We start from the raw sequence: 15,483 nt of genomic DNA on the forward strand, positions 1-15,483 counted from the left end.
ACCCTGAGGAGTTTGTTCCTGCGGGACTGTCTGCAGCAAGATACCTTCGCAAGTTGACCCGCCTCGGTGCCAACCGCCGCTATCAAAACCACATTCCATCGAAAGTCAGAAGCCAGCTGAGGAAAGAATTCCGACTGGTCGCCGAGAAAAAATATGAGGCCTATTTTCTGACCGTGTACGACATCGTGCGTGAGGCACGGCGTCTGGAGATTCTTTGTCAGGGCCGTGGCTCTTCGGCGAATTCCGCGATCTGTTATTGCCTGCACATCACGGAACTTGATCCCGGGCGATGTCATCTGCTCTTTGAGCGCTTCATCTCGAAAGAACGCGACGAGCCGCCCGATATAGACGTCGACTTTGAACACGAGCGCAGGGAAGAGATCATTCAATATGTGTTTACGCGCTACGGTCGCCATCGTGCGGCGCTCTGCGCAACGGTGATTTGCTATCGCACCAAGGGCGCAATCCGCGATGTCGGCAAGGCGCTCGGATTTTCTGAAGATCAGCTTGACCGCATCAGCAGGAATCTCTCGTGGTGGGACAAAAAGTCCGATCTGGACCAGCGGCTCGCCGAAATTGGCTTCGATGCTCAGGTGCATCGCGTTCAGCAGTTGCTCAAATACACAGCTGAGCTACGCGGTTTTCCCCGACACCTCTCGCAGCACCCGGGGGGTTTTGTGCTGGCCGAGCACCGGCTCGACAAGAAGGTTCCCATCGAAAACGCAACGATGCCCAACCGCACCGTGATTCAATGGGACAAGGATGACATTGAAGAGCTGGGCATGATGAAGGTCGACATCCTCGGGCTCGGCATGTTGTCCTGCCTGCGTCGCTCCATGGCACTGGTCGCACAGCAGACCGGTCAGCCGTTCACCATGCACGATATCCCGAAGGAAGATCCGGCTGTGTACGAGATGCTTTGTCGCGGCGAGAGCACAGGCGTCTTCCAGGTCGAGTCCCGGGCGCAAATGAACATGCTGCCGAGGCTGAAGCCCGAAAGCTATTTCGATCTGGTCGTACAGATCGCCATCGTTCGCCCCGGGCCGATACAAGGTGGCATGGTTCACCCCTATCTCAAGCGTCGCCAGGGGGTTGAGGCTCAAAGCTACCCTTCGTCGGCCGTCGAGAGCATCCTGAAACGTACGTTGGGCATTCCGATTTTTCAGGAGCAAGTCATGGAGCTATCCATGAAAGCGGCCGGTTTTTCAGCCGGTGAGGCCGACAATCTGCGCCGCTCAATGGCAGCCTGGAAACGCAAGGGCGGCCTGGGTCATCTGAAGGAGAAATTGATCAATGGCATGCTCGAGCGTGGCTATACCTCCGAGTTTGCGGACTCCATTTACAGACAGGTAGAGGGCTTCGGCAGCTATGGCTTCCCGGAATCACACGCGGCAAGTTTTGCCATTCTGGCCTACAACTCGGCGTGGGTTAAATGTCACCATCCTGCTGCCTTTTGTTGTGCCCTGCTCAACAGTCAGCCGATGGGCTTCTATTCGCCATCACAGTTGATACAGGACGCGCAAAAAAATGGCGTACAAATATTGCCTGTTGACATCAATGCGAGTGACTGGGATTGCGCACTGATCTTTGACAATCCGGATCCAGAAAAAAGAACAGTAGGCAAAACCATGCTGCGCCTTGGGTTACGCATGGTTAGCGGCATCAGCGAGACGGTCGCTGGTGACATCGTCAGACTGCGGCAGGAGATTCCGTTTTCGAGCATTCGCGACGTTGTGCAGAGAACGGGTATTGGCACCAAAGTCATCAACGCACTGGCTGACGCCGACGCTTTCAGGCTACTGGCCGGTAACCGGATCCAGTCAAAGTGGATGGCCGCCGCTTCGAAATTGCCCGATCTTCCGGCGGCACCATCAGACATCAGCAACGCAGCAGCGCCGCTCAAGCCCCTCACGCTTGGCCAGGAAGTCATCGCCGATTACCGCAGCACCGGTCTCACACTGCGCGTGCATCCCCTGAAACTGCTGCGCAGTCTGCTGGCTGGCACCCAGCAGGCTGCGAGTCTCAAAAAGATTCCCTCCGGTCGCAATATCCGTGTGGCAGGGCTTGTTACCTGTCGCCAGCGCCCCGGCACAGCCAGCGGCGTTACCTTCGTCACGCTGGAAGACGAAACCGGCAACACCAACGTCATCGTCTGGCGCGATCTGGCCGAGAAAGAGCGGCGAGCGCTGATTGCTTCCCGGCTGATGATTGTCCACGGCAAGCTTCAACATCAGGGCCCAATCAGCCATCTTGTTGCAGCGCACATGGAAGACGCCTCGCATCTGCTTGCTGATCTTGCCGTGGCCTCGCATGACTTTCACTGAGTCCGCCATTGCGCATTGCACAACAGAAAAATGGAACCTGTTTTCAGCCAGCTACGGGTAAGCCCTGAAACAGCATGTTGAGGCGAGTTTCAGAATTCTATTGCCGCCACTGATCGTTTGCGTCGCCTGCGAAACGCAGGACTCGTAAGAAATTGCGTTGCATGCGCCCAATGGCCCGAGCGCTTCCGGCTCGACACTTACTCAACAAGGTCCACTGCGGATCTGCATACAAGGAGGCCCCCATGTCCGATGAAACAACAATCGATCGCCGCAAGTTTCTGAAGTCCGCCACGATCGTCGGCGGAGCCGTCGTGGGCGCCGCGCCGATGGTCAGCGTCGCGCAATCGCCGATCACGTTCCGCTGGCAGTCCACCTGGCCAGCGAAAGACATCTTTCACGAGTACGCGCTCGACTACGCCAAGAAGGTCAACGACATGTCGGGCGGCCGCCTCAAGATTGACGTGCTGCCGTCGGGTGCCGTGGTCAAGGCATTTGACCTCATCGATGCCGTCTCCAAAGGCACGCTCGATGGTGGTCACGGTGTGCTCGCCTACTGGTACGGCAAGAACTCCGCGATGGCACTGTGGGGTTCGGGCCCGGCATTCGGCATGGACGCCAACATGGTCCTTGCCTGGCACGAATATGGTGGCGGCCGCGCCCTGCTGGACGAGATCTACAAGGGCCTCAACCTCGACGTGCAGTCGTTTGTCTATGGTCCCATGCCGACGCAGCCGCTGGGCTGGTTCAAGAAGCCCGTCACCAAAGTGGAAGACTTCAAGGGACTGAAATACCGCACCGTCGGCCTCTCCATTGACATCTTCACGGCGATGGGTGCAGCAGTGAACGCGCTGCCCGGCGGCGAAATTGTCGCAGCGATGGATCGCGGCCTGCTCGATGCGGCCGAATTCAACAACACCAGCTCCGACAAGGTGCTCGGCTTCCCGGACGTATCGAAGGTCTGCATGCTGCAATCCTTCCATCAAAGCGGCGAGCAGTTCGAGATCCTCTTCAACAAGACCAAGTACAACGCATTGCCGGCCGACCTGAAAGCGGTCGTCAACAATGCAGTACAGGCAGCCTCGGCCGACATGAGCTGGAAGGCAATCGACCGCTACTCGCAGGACTACATCGAGCTGCAGAAGATGGGCGTCAAGTTCTACAAAACACCCGACGCCATCCTGCAGGCACAGCTCAAGGCCTGGGACGACATCACCAAGAAGAAATCGGCCGAAAATCCGATGTTCAAGAAGGTGCTGGAATCGATGGAGAAATTTGCCATGCGGGCATGCCGCTGGCAGAACGACACCAACGTCGATTTCAAGATGGCATTCCGCCACGCCACGAGCAAGAAGTCATAGTCCGCGCCCCGCGAAGCAGCCCCCGCAGTGCAAGCGCCCCGGGGGCTTTTTTATGTCAGGCGAACGCCGAATCGCCGAAAAAACTACGTCAGCGCAGCTGGCAGCGCACCCGTGTCCGAGGAGAACTGAATGCAATCCGTATTGCTGTTGGTCGACAAAATTTCGACCCGCGTGGGCCAACTCGCCGCCTGGAGCATCGTCGCACTGACGCTGCTCATTGGTTGGGAAGTGTTCTCGCGCTATGTGCTGTCAAACCCGCACCCGTGGGTGATGGATGCGAGCAACATGCTTTACGGGGCGCTGTTCATGCTGGCAGGTGCCTACACACTGTCGAAGAACGGCCATGTGCGCGGTGACGTCCTGTATGGTTTCTTCCAGCCACGCACTCAGGCATTTTTTGATCTTCACTACTTCGCTGGCGCAGAACGAACGTTCGTCGATCGCCGCCGACGGCCCGCCGATCTATCCGTTCAAGGCAATCATCCCGGCAGCAGGCCTGCTGCTGCTCATTCAGGGTCTGGTGGAGATCGTTCGCTGTGTGATCTGCCTGAGAACAGGCGACTGGCCCTCGCGCGAGGAGGACGTCGAGGAGGTCGATGTCGACAAGCTGAAGGCGATGGTCACGTCACATACCAGTAGTACCGACGCTGGCGCACAGGGAGCACGGTAATGTTGAAACTGCGCAAGGAACTCTGGTTCGGGCTCATCATCATGGCGGCCATCGCGCTGCCCACGCTGATCCTCATGCCATGGAGCAGCATGACCTTGGGCCACTATGGCCTGATGATGCTGGCGCTGGTGGTGGTCGCCATCATGCTTGGCTTCCCGACGGCGTTCACGCTGATGGGTATGGGCGTAATCTTCGCGTTCATCGCCTACTTCGCCCAGAAAGGTGGTGACCCCAATGTCGCCGTGAAGCACACGCTGGACCTGATGGTGCAACGCACTTACGGCGTGATGACCAACGAAGTGCTGATTTCGATCCCGCTATTTGTCTTCATGGGCTATCTGGTTGAGCGCGCCAACCTGATCGAGAAACTGTTCAAATCGCTGCACCTCGCGCTGGCCCGTGTGCCCGGCTCGCTCGCGGTCGCCACACTGGTGACCTGCGCGATCTTCGCCACAGCGACGGGCATCGTCGGCGCCGTCGTCACTTTGATGGGGCTACTCGCGCTGCCCGCAATGATGCGCGCTGGCTACGACATGAAGCTCTCCGCTGGTGCCATCACGGCCGGTGGCTGCCTGGGCATCCTGATCCCGCCATCAGTCATGCTGATCGTTTACGGCGCCACTGCAGGCGTGTCGGTGGTCAAGCTTTATGCCGGCGCTTTCTTCCCCGGCATCATGCTGGCGGTGCTCTACATCGTCTACGTGATGATCCGGGCGAAACTCAACCCGAAGCTGGCGCCGCCGCTCTCGGCGGAAGATCGTGTCGTGGCACTTTCTCCGGTCCCGGCGGCCGTTGCCACTGCGCCGGGCCAGCGGGCGCTCCCGGCACTGCTGGCTGCTGTGCGCGGCGACCGTGCGGCAGTCATCGGACGCAAAAGCCTGGTCAAGGAGCTGCTGGTCGCGCTGTTGCCGGCAATCATATTCGGCCTGTTGCTGCTGGCGATTCATCGCGCCGTAACCACGGAGCCGGCCGCCGTCGAGACCACCGGCCTGGTCGAGATGGGCAGCGCGAGCGAAGCGGCCAAGACCAGCACGGGTGCCGAAGCCGCAGGCAGCAACGAGCTCAAGGAGCCCGCCGCCGATGGCGTCAAGGAACCGCCAGCCACGTCGTCCCTGTCCGAACTGAAAGAGCCGGCCGCTGACCTCAAAGAACCGCCCACCGAGGGTGCCGAGGGTGCCAAGGGTGCCAAGGGTGCCGCCGCCACGAAAGCCACAACCGATGGCGCTGCAGCAGGTGCCAACGCGAGCCTCCCGGCGTCGGCGACAGCTGCGGAAGGGGCCAAAACTGTCCCGGCTCCTGACTGGTTCTGGTGGACCCTGGGCATTGTGGTCGCCGCACTGGTGCTGCTCTACGCCGTGCTCGACTGGCAGCGCTATGAAGTCTACAAACTGCTGCTGGCCTCGTTCTTTCCACTCGCGTTCCTGATCCTGGCGGTGCTCGGCACCATCGTATTCGGGCTCGCCACGCCAACCGAGGCCGCTGCGGTAGGCTCGATCGGCGGCTTCGTCCTCGCTGCGGCGTACCTCGCCATCGCGCGCCCCGCCGCCGAGCGGACGAAGATACTGCGCCTGTGGCTGCCACTGTGGGCCGTGGTGCTGGCAGCGGTGGTCTGGTTTGCGCTGCTGAAGTCCGAGTTCATCGTCAGCCCGGTGCCGATGTGGCTGGGCTGGCTTTCGATGACCGCATTTGTGGTCTGGTGCGCGCTGGCGACGGTCCAGGTCAGGTTGCAAGGTGTGCTGTCCGAGTCGGTATTCCTGACCGCCAAGACCTCCGCAATGGTGTGCTGGCTGTTCGTCGGTTCGTCGATCTTCTCCGCTGCCTTCGCCCTGCTGGGCGGGCAGGAGGTGATCGAAAAATGGGTGCTTTCGCTCGGGCTGACGACGACGCAATTCATGCTGCTATCGCAGTTCATCATCTTCATCCTTGGCTGGCCGCTGGAGTGGACCGAGATCATCGTGATCTTCATGCCGATCTTCATCCCGCTGTTAGCCAAGTTCAATGTCGATCCGCTGTTCTTCGGGCTGCTGGTTGCGCTCAACTTGCAGACGGCATTCCTGTCGCCGCCGGTGGCGATGGCCGCTTTCTACCTCAAGGGCGTGGCGCCGCCGCATGTGACGCTGAACCAGATTTTTGCGGGCATGATGCCGTTCATGGTGATCCAGGTGATCGCGCTGCTGCTGCTCTACATCTTCCCGGCGATTGGACTGTGGCTGCCCGAGGTGCTCTACAAGTAGTCAAGGCAGGCAGCTTTTTGATGCGAAGCCCGTTTGTTAAGGGCTCAGCGGTCATTTTCCGCAAAGTCGATAACTTCACGAAACGACCCTGGAGCCCTGATCGAATAAAGGTTTCGGCGAAAAGCTGATCGTTGTACGAACCCGGGCTCAAGCCAGCTTGGGTTCGAGCCCGCTCGCTCGATCGGGATGTCCCCAACCGGCTCGCTGCCGCGCTGCGGTCGCCAGTCGGATCAGTTCGGCGTCACTGCAGCAACGCTGGCGGCCTTTGCCTCATGTCTGCGCGCCAGCCGCATTCCGAGCAGAAAGCCGGAAAAGATGGCCAGCATGACGAAGGCGCCCAGCCACAGTTCCTTGCCCTCGGCCCAGGCATCGAGTTGCGGCAACAGCAGCTTGCTGGCGCCGAAAGCCGCCGTCAGCAGGCTGACCGCCGACACCGCAACCGCCATGACCCGCGAGGCGACCAGTGCCGTTTCATCGGACCGGCGAATGAGGCGCGAAATCCAGAGTCCGTTCAGTCCGTCGGACAGCAACATCCCTACGACAAACAAGCCTGCAAGCAATAGCGCTGTCTGCCAGCCACCAAAGGGATTGGCGGCGACCGCGAACAATGACGCCTGACTCAGGGTGTCAAACGAAAGTGCAAACAAGGCGCCAATGGCCGCGACCGCCAGCGGATTGCCGCTGGTCAGCAGTCGCGAGAAGCGGCGGCTTCGCCAGCCAACCAGGCGGGCCACATGATGTGACGGCGTCGAAAACACGCTGTCAATGTTCAACGCCGCGAGCAGGCAGAGCACAACGATTGACACCCAGGCGCCGAACGACTCCAGCCATTCTGGCACCCGCCACGCCTGCGCAAGCGTTGCCACGAGCACGGCAGTAGCTACGACAACAGCGCCATGTCCGAGCGAAAACAGCACGCCGGAGAGACGCGCGAGGCGCGGGCGAGTGGCGTAGTTGCAGCGGGTCAGGCCGTCAATTGCGGCCAGATGGTCCGCGTCAAATCCGTGTTTCATGCCCAGCAGCAACGCCACGGCAGCGACGCCGCCCAGGTCGTGCGGAATATCCGTCGGGCTCATCGGCAACCCGGCCAGCAACACTGACTATCCACAGCACGCCTCCTCATGCTCGCTTAGATCTGCTTGCTTCATACACAAATCGTGCCAATGTTCTCGCCAATGGGCGTCAAGCGGGTTTGCCGTTCACGGCGACCGAAAGCGCCTGCGTGCATCCCGGACAGGGCCGCATCGCGGTCGCGCGACCACTGCCGAAACTGATGCGCCACCACGTCGAGGCTGGTACGCCATCCGGTTTGCGCAACTGCAAAAGCAAAAGCCCCGCGATGCGGGGCTTTCTGCGACGTGTCCTGGCGGAGCAGCAATGATAGCCCCACTAACCTGCTCAGGTCCAGATGCATCGTTTTTTGGTGAGGCCGGGGATTCGAACTGACCTCTCCCGCATGGGGCAGCTTTCGACCCAAAGCGGTCTTCACGGTGAACCGACCCTCTGACTCAGACGTGGCGTGATCAGATCATCGGTCCCGCGGTGGGTATCAGCTCGCAGACCACAAACCAGCCTTTGACGCGGCGGATCAATGCCCAGCGCCAGTGACCGGTTCAGAGGGTACTTCTGCCGTTGAGGACGTGTACCTAATCAAGTGCGCGCCCTTCGCCTTGTTCCTCGACCGTTTGACCATCGCGGATGTGGTAGATCCGCTTGAAGGTCGGGATGATTTTCTCGTCATGGGTCACGACGATGATGGCGGTCTGCGCCTGACGGGCCATGTCATTGAGGATGCGCACCACGGCCAGGGCGCGTTCGCTGTCCAGCGGCGCGGTTGGCTCGTCGGCCAGAATCACCGGCGGCTTGTTGGCCAACGCCCGGGCGATTGACACCCGTTGCTGCTCGCCACCGGAAAGTTGCGCTGGTTCGGCTTTGGCACGATGTGCGACATCCAGAGCGTTTAGCAATTCAAGTGCACGTTGCCGCGCCTGTACATTGGGCACACCTGCCAGCATGGGCAGCAGGGCGACGTTGTCGGTCACATCCAGAAAGGGAATCAGGTACGGTGCCTGAAACACAAATCCAATCCGGTCGCGGCGCAAGGCGCGCAGGTCAGGCGTTTTCCAGCCGTCGTCGTAAATGACTTCATCGCCCAGAGTCATGCGACCGGACGTGGGCTCGATGATGGCCCCCAGGCATTTGAGCAAGGTGCTTTTGCCGGAACCAGAGGGGCCCACCAGCCCCACCACTTCGCCGGGCGCAACTTGCATGTTGACGTTCTTGAGCGCCTCGACTGCCGTGTCGCCCTGGCCATAAACCTTGCGCAAGTTTTCGATGCGAATACCACCAGGTTTGCTTGTCATGTTGCGGCCCTCAACTGATGGCTTGCGCCGGATCGACGCGGAGTGCAATGCGGATGGCCAGCGTGCTGGCCAATACGCAAATGAGCATGGTGGCGCCAAAGCCGATCACGGCGTCCTGCGTGAGCAAGAGCACGAATTTGGGAAACACCGGCGCCCAGATCGTCGCCGCCACTTTGCCGACCACAAAGCCGATCACGCCCAGGCCCAACGCCTGCTGCAGGATCATGGCCGCGATGGTGAGGTTGCGGGTGCCGATCAGCTTGAGCACCGCGATCTCGCGGATCTTGCCCAGCGTCATGGTGTAGATGATGAAGGCCACGATCGCCGCGCTCACCACGGCCAGGATGGCCAGGAACATGCCGATCTGTTTGGCCGAAGTGGCGATCAGTTTGTCAACCAGAATGTTCTCCATGTCCACACGGGTGAACACAGTCAGGTGCTTCCAGCGTTTAATTGGCTCGGCCACACGCTCGGGGGGCCAACCATCGGCCACGCGCACCAGCACGGCATTGACGTTGCGGCTGCTGGTCTGCAGGTTCTGCACCGCATCGAGCAAACCCGGCACCGCAGGCCGATTGAAAGCGGGGTTGGTGGCCGTGCGCACGCGGTCGTTCACGATGGCGTCGTTGTCCTTGAGGAACTGAGCTTCCTGAGCATCCTTGATCGGCATGAAGACCATCGGGTCACCGCCGGATGACACCATGCGGCGTGTCAGGCCCACCACTTCGTAGGTGTGGCGCCTGATCTCGACCCTGTCCCCCAGCGACAGTCCGGTTTTGATGTCGGCCACCGCCTCGTAGTGACTGCGCATGAGGTGCCTGCCTGCCAGCAAATGGCCCGGCTGCCCGGGCAAACCGGCAGCACCCGGCTCGATACCGACCACCATGGCACGGGCCTCCTTGCCCCCCACCGCCTTGACCTGCATGGTGAAGTAAGTGATGTTGGCCGCCATCGCCACACCCGGCATGCCGGCGATGCTGCGGACCACATCGTCCTTGAGGCTGGACGATTCGGCGTACGGCCCCTGCGTGTTCTTTTGAACCACCCAGAGGTCGGCGCCACTGTTGCTCAGCAAGGCCTGGGCATCGTCGACCATGCCGCGAAACACCCCGGCCATGGTCAGCGTCACGCCAATGAGCAAACCCAGCCCCAGCCCGGTGAGCACGAACTTGGCCCAGCTGTGCTGAATGTCGCGCGCCGCCAGGCTGATCATGGCTGGGCCTTTTTGACTAGGGCGTCCGCCACTTTGAAGCGGGCTCCAACCGACAGCGGCTTGTCGCTGTAGACGACCACCGTGTCACCCGAGGCCAGACCGCTCAATGCCTGCACGCGGCCGTCCAGACTGGACGCGCCCCACTGCACGGAAACGAAGTCCAATGCGCCATCTTTCAGACGCCACACGCCCGTTCGGCCCTGATGCGTCTGCACACTGGCCTGCGGCACCACTAAAGCCTGATCCTCTGGCTGCAACTTGAGCGTGACCTCGGCCATCTCGCCGATCGACAGTGATGCAGGCGTTTGATCAAACGTTACTTGTGCGATGCGCTCCTCGGTCACTGCATCGGCCTGCAACTCCACGCGCTCCACCTTGCCGGCCAGCACCTGTTGCGGATGCGAACGCAAGGCGATCTGGGCCGGCAAACCAACCGCCAGACCGATCGAGCGTGCCTGGTCCACGCGCAGCTTCACCCAGAGGGTGGCGGGATTGACCAGCCTGATCACAGCCTGCCCAGCCACCACCGTACTACCAGCTTCTGCATCCCTGCTGATGACCACCGCATCGGCCGGTGCGACCAATCGGGTGTTCTGTCTTTGCTGCACGACAGCCGCACGCTCGGCCTGCAGGCGCTGAGCGTCCTGCCGGGTCGCCTGCAGGTTGGCTTGCGCGGCCTCGTAGGCTGCCTGCGCAGACTGCAGCTCCTGCTCACGCCCCTCGAGCGCTGCAGGGCTGATGAAGTTCTGCCGAGCCAGTTCCTTTTGCCGGTTCAGATTGGTGGCGGCCAGTTCGCGCCGAGCTTTGGCGTCTGCCAGTTGAGCCTGTGCTGCCGTTTGAACGCTGACCGCTTTGGACAGCGCGGCATCTTGCGCCTGCAAGCGTTGGTCCAGATCCACCGGGTCCATCTCGGCTAGTAACTGTCCGGCCTTGACCGCCTGCCCCGCATCGACATGCACGCGCAATACGCGCCCCGCCACCGTGGGGCCCATCAGCCAGCTCTGGCGCGCTTCCACACTGCCAATGCCAAACACCGAGGGCGTCAGATTTTCGCTCTTGACTTGTGTCACTGTAACTATAGTCGGGGCAAGTGGCCCCATGCGAGTCGCCACGAATCCCAGAGCCACAATCACGATCGCGGCACTGGTTGCGACCAAGACCTGCCGCTTTTTGATATTGGAGAGTGTCATCGGCGCTTCTTTCGTCAGGTTTTAGGATTTGGCAACAGGCCTGCCTCGTAGAGTTTGAACACGGCTTTGCCCTGTCGTGCCAGTCCATGGAGATTGCCCGTGACCAAAGACTGCATGACCAGCCCCTGAACCGCTCCCATGAAGAGGACCGCTGCCGACGGAAGATCCACATCTTTTGCCAGCAAGCGCTCTTCACGGGCGTGGTCCAGCAGTTGGGTCACCAGAGTCCGGTAGTCGGCCATCAGTTGCTGCACCCTGCCTTTGAGCGGTGTGGGCTTGGCATGCTGCAACTCTTGAAAGACAAGACGGGGAACCCCCGGGAACTGCTCAACAAAACCGATGTGGGCCAAGAAGACGGCACGCAGGGCCTGCAAGGCATTGACCTGCCGTGCTTGTGCTGCTTGCTCGAGCCGCTCCATCAACGACTGGTGCGCCCAGTCAAGAACAGCCAGCCAGATGGCCTCCTTGCTGTCGAAATGCTTGAATACGCCCCCTTGGGTGATGCCGATGACCAAGGCCAGGTCACCCGTGGTGATTTCGGCTGGGCTGCGCTGAGCGGCCAATCCCAAGGCCGCCTGGACCAGTTCTGCCTGGCGGTCTTCGGTTTTGAGTCTGATCCGTGTGTTGGCAACCATAATATAAGTAATTCATGAATTACTTTATCATGATTTCCAATGCCTTTTGAGTCGGTCGCACCAGTATGTTCGGCGCTGGACCTGTCATACTGATCTGATCGTTGGAAACGAGTGCCAGCGACCGGTGTCGGCTAAGTGCTGTCATCTGGGTCGTCATCTGCCAAATGACCGGTATTCACAGCGCCCATCGCCCGAGCCAGCAGGTGCGAATGACTCTTGCCAGCCTTTACCGGTCCACCAGGTAGGATATGCCAACGACGCCTCATGTTTAGGGTTGTAGGATGCCCGCCCGCAGAGGCGTGCCCGTGATGCCATAAAACACACAAGGGTGGGCGTCGTACAAGCCCCAAGGGAGGAAACCGCGGGGCCTGGAAGGCAACGCGTGCAGACCGCGTTGGTACCAGCCTATGGTGATTTGAATTCCCTGGCCATGAGACCACCACCAACGGAGCAGGTCCTATGCGCGCGGGAGCAGCTACCGGGCGTGTCTGTGGGCATATAGCGGTATGCCGATGCCCAAGACACTGGTGTAAATCTGAGCAGTAGGGGCGTCTCAGGCAACACCTCACCCTCTGCTGCACCAAACGGTTTGGTCAGCAGTGCGTGCCAGCTCTGTGTTCCGCGTTTCCTCATGGTGTGCCCATTGCAATGGGTGGCGCCCGGATTGGCATGGACCGCGTGAAGAATTCCAGGACAACCATGTGGGCACCACAGTGTGTGCATACAAATGTGGGCTTCACGGCCTCTGCGACAACATCTCCACGCACGTCCTGTAAGGCAACGGGGATGGTTGGCTGCACGTTCAAGAGTTCCCGCGCGAGTGCCAGTTTCTCTTTGCGCGCGTTGTTGGCAATCAGCCCGAAGTGCCGGATGCGATGGAATCCCATGGGCAATACGTGCAGCAGGAAGCGACGCATGAACTCATCGGCAGCAAGCGTCATGGTCTTGTGCCGTGGCCGATCCGGGTTGCTCTTGTCGCGATAGTCCTTCCAGCGAAACGTGACGCCCCGCTCGTCCATGGCGAGCAGACGTGAATTGGCAATGGCCACACGGTGCGTGTATCGCGAGAGGTAGGCCAATACCGCAGCAGGCCCTGCAAATGGCCGCTTGGCATACACCACCCACTCAATCTTGCGCAGTGGCGCGAGCCACCTGGCAAAGGCCTTTAGATCAGCCAGTTCAGCACTGTCACCAAAGAACTGCAGCTTGTCCGCGCGATGAGCCTCTTCCAATGCTTCCAGGAACCGGCGCCGGAACAGGCGTGAGAGCACCCGCACCGACAGGAAGAATCCGGGCTTGCAGGATACCCAGCGTTTGCCATCGGGAGACAGGCCACCACCTGGAACGATGCCGTGGACGTGGGGATGGTGGGTGAGCGCCGAACCCCAGGTGTGCAGGACCAGAGTGGCTCCGACCTCGGCGCCCAGGTGCTTGGGATCGGCCGCTATGGTGATCAGGGTCTCGGCAGCGATTTCGAACAGCAGGCCATAGACCACCGCCTTGTTGTAGTAGGCGATGTCGCTGATGGGGGCGGGCAGCGTGAAGACCACATGGTAGTAATCGACTGGAAGGAGATCGGCCTGACGGGCTTCCAGCCAGCGCTTGGCAGCTTGGGCCTGACACTTGGGACAATGCCGGTTGCGGCAGGAGTTGTAGGACACCTGGGTCTGCTGGCAGTCCGGACAGCGCAAAACATGTCCCCCCAGTGCCGCCGTGCGGCACTGCTCAATGGCTGTCATGACCTTGAGTTGACCCAGGCTCAGGTGGGAGCGCTGGGCTGCTCTAAAGGCTGGCCCATGGGTGCGGAAGATGTCCGCCACCTCCAGGGCACTGGGCCCCATGGAAGTGGCCTACGCCGGTTGCAGCGTTTCCAGCGGGTTGATCACTTCTCTGAGCACCTCAGTGGCCACCTGGGTGTAAAGCGCCGTGGTTTCCAGCTTCTTGTGACCCAGCATCACCTGGATCACGCGGATGTCGACCTTCTGCTCCAGCAGGTGCGTGGCAAAGCTGTGGCGCAGGGTGTGCATGGACACCCGCTTGTCGATCTTGGCCAGGGTGGCGGCTTCATGAATGGCGCGGTTGAGTTGGCGCTCGGTCAGTGGATTGATCGGGTTCATCCCCGGAAACAGCCACCCCCCATCAAGCATCCTGCCCTGGGCGCGGGCCACACGCCACCATACGCGCAGCCGCTCCAGCAGAATCGGCGAAATCATGGCGTAACGGTCCTTGTCACCCTTGCCCTGTTCCACGCGCAGCGTCATGCGTTGGCTGTCAATGTCACTCACCCGAAGTGACACGACTTCATGGGCACGCAGTCCCGTGGCGTAAGCCAGAGCGAGGGCCGTTTGGTGCTTAATGTTGCCAGCGCACGCAATCAGGCGCGCCACTTCCTGCTTGCTCAAGATAACGGGAATCTTGTGCGGTACCCGCACCGACTGCATCTTGGCCAGGACATCGCCATGGCCCAGTGTCACGTCGAAGAGAAACTTCAGGCCGGTGATGGTGGCGTTGAGCGTGATGGCCGATGTGCCCTCATCCACCAAGCGCAGTTGAAAGCGCCGCAGGTCTTCGGCAGTGGCGGTGTCGGGCGAGCGCCCCAGGAACTTTGCAAATCTGCTGACCGCGCGAATGTAGGCATCCTGCGTCTTGGGCGCGAGTTTGCGCATGTGCATGTCCTCCAGCATGCGTTGACGCAGCGGAGATACCGGTCGGGACGACGTTTCCATGGCTGTGCTCCTGTGTGAACGAGGCCAATTGCCTCAACTCACAACATAGGCACGCACTAAACCTGACGATCACCAGCCACGCTGGCTCGGAGACTACCGCGACAGCGGTTTCGTCCACTGGCCGAAAGCCGTCCTGACGACATAGCGCATCAAACAGCACCACCCTGCTGAGAAAAAGCGCCCGGCCAACCGGTATGAACTTGTATGAAATCACCCCATACAAGCACCGAGGCACATGGCCACCCATCTTCTGCGACACCACGGCCGGAAAGCACCCGCGACGTGTTGGACGTACTGGCCGGCAGCATCGCCAGAACGGCCTTAAGAGAGATCCAGCCCGAACCCCTACTTCAGGCTCAAAAGGTTCCGGCCGAACCCAGCCGAGAACTCCTGACCGAAAAAATGCTCGCTGATCGCTGGGTGTGTTCCGTCGCGCGGCTTCAGCGCTGGCGCACCGTCGGCGAGGGGCCGCCGTACTTGAAGATCGTGGGGAAGGTCCTGTACCGGCTCAAGGACATTGAGGCCTACGAGGAAGCCAGCCTGGTCCGGAAGACGTTCTAAGAGCGCCTTGGGAGGCCCCGAACGGATTGGAAATTGTTCGAACGACTTGGAATCAGTTCGAATGAATCATGGCGGAGAGGGGGGGATTCGAACCCCCGATACCTTGCGGTACGCCTGATTTCGAGTCAGGTACATTCAACCACTCTGCCACCTCTCCGAACGGATGATTGTAGCGCAAGATCACTGCACCATCACCGCCGCGAGATTAC

At 60.5% G+C, this 15,483-nt stretch carries 12 protein-coding genes, 1 tRNA gene and 1 pseudogene; 5 read left to right on the top strand and 9 right to left on the bottom strand.

Annotation, left to right across the window (positions count from 1 at the left end; translation table 11 throughout):
* The 4 genes and pseudogenes from ACILSL_RS25085 to ACILSL_RS25100 form a co-directional block, all read left to right on the top strand.
* The coding region (locus ACILSL_RS25085; RefSeq protein WP_395734820.1) for an error-prone DNA polymerase at positions 1-2,324 on the top strand (2,324 nt) is incomplete at its 5' end.
* Between the two features lie 242 nt (positions 2,325-2,566).
* Entirely contained in the window at positions 2,567-3,682 is a 1,116-nt protein-coding gene (locus ACILSL_RS25090) for a TRAP transporter substrate-binding protein (protein ID WP_395734821.1), read from the top strand.
* Between the two features lie 129 nt (positions 3,683-3,811).
* Positions 3,812-4,352, top strand: a pseudogene (locus ACILSL_RS25095) (TRAP transporter small permease subunit).
* An 8-nt stretch (positions 4,353-4,360) separates the two neighbouring features.
* Complete coding sequence (locus ACILSL_RS25100; protein WP_395734831.1) at positions 4,361-6,586, top strand: TRAP transporter large permease subunit; 2,226 nt, start codon at positions 4,361-4,363, stop codon at positions 6,584-6,586.
* 230 nt (positions 6,587-6,816) lie between these two features.
* Here ACILSL_RS25100 and ACILSL_RS25105 read toward each other — a convergent pair whose 3' ends face one another.
* The 8 genes from ACILSL_RS25105 to ACILSL_RS25140 form a co-directional block, all read right to left on the bottom strand.
* Positions 6,817-7,662, bottom strand: coding sequence for a nickel transporter (locus ACILSL_RS25105; RefSeq protein ID WP_395734822.1), 846 nt, complete (start codon positions 7,660-7,662; stop codon positions 6,817-6,819).
* 68 nt (positions 7,663-7,730) lie between these two features.
* Entirely contained in the window at positions 7,731-8,075 is a 345-nt protein-coding gene (locus tag ACILSL_RS25110; RefSeq protein WP_395734823.1) for a hypothetical protein, read from the bottom strand.
* A gap of 157 nt (positions 8,076-8,232) precedes the next feature.
* Positions 8,233-8,949: an ABC transporter ATP-binding protein gene (locus ACILSL_RS25115; RefSeq protein ID WP_395734824.1), complete on the bottom strand. Its 717-nt coding sequence runs from the start codon at positions 8,947-8,949 to the stop codon at positions 8,233-8,235.
* Positions 8,950-8,959: 10 nt separating this feature from the next.
* Complete coding sequence (locus ACILSL_RS25120) at positions 8,960-10,162, bottom strand: ABC transporter permease (protein ID WP_395734825.1); 1,203 nt, start codon at positions 10,160-10,162, stop codon at positions 8,960-8,962.
* Complete coding sequence (locus ACILSL_RS25125; RefSeq protein WP_395734826.1) at positions 10,159-11,352, bottom strand: efflux RND transporter periplasmic adaptor subunit; 1,194 nt, start codon at positions 11,350-11,352, stop codon at positions 10,159-10,161. Before ACILSL_RS25125 ends, ACILSL_RS25120 begins: the two co-directional genes overlap by 4 nt.
* A 14-nt stretch (positions 11,353-11,366) precedes the next feature.
* Positions 11,367-11,987 carry a TetR/AcrR family transcriptional regulator gene (locus ACILSL_RS25130; RefSeq protein ID WP_395734827.1) on the bottom strand — a complete coding sequence of 207 codons (621 nt, stop codon included), beginning with the start codon at positions 11,985-11,987 and terminating at the stop codon, positions 11,367-11,369.
* Positions 11,988-12,616: 629 nt separating this feature from the next.
* On the bottom strand, positions 12,617-13,828 hold the full coding sequence (locus tag ACILSL_RS25135) for an IS91 family transposase (RefSeq protein WP_395734828.1): 1,212 nt from the start codon (positions 13,826-13,828) through the stop codon (positions 12,617-12,619).
* Positions 13,829-13,837: 9 nt separating this feature from the next.
* Positions 13,838-14,713, bottom strand: a complete 876-nt coding sequence (locus ACILSL_RS25140; protein WP_395734829.1) for a tyrosine-type recombinase/integrase — start codon at positions 14,711-14,713, stop codon at positions 13,838-13,840.
* A 204-nt stretch (positions 14,714-14,917) separates the two neighbouring features.
* Between ACILSL_RS25140 and ACILSL_RS25145 the strand changes: the two genes are divergently transcribed.
* Positions 14,918-15,274 carry a hypothetical protein gene (locus ACILSL_RS25145; protein ID WP_395734830.1) on the top strand — a complete coding sequence of 119 codons (357 nt, stop codon included), beginning with the start codon at positions 14,918-14,920 and terminating at the stop codon, positions 15,272-15,274.
* Between the two features lie 69 nt (positions 15,275-15,343).
* On the opposite strand, the gene ACILSL_RS25150 is transcribed toward ACILSL_RS25145, so the two are convergent.
* Positions 15,344-15,431: transfer RNA gene (locus tag ACILSL_RS25150), tRNA-Ser, on the bottom strand.
* Positions 15,432-15,483: the final 52 nt, after the last annotated feature.

It is taken from the genome of Prosthecobacter sp. (genome assembly GCF_044222345.1).
GTDB lineage: Bacteria > Verrucomicrobiota > Verrucomicrobiia > Verrucomicrobiales > Verrucomicrobiaceae > Prosthecobacter.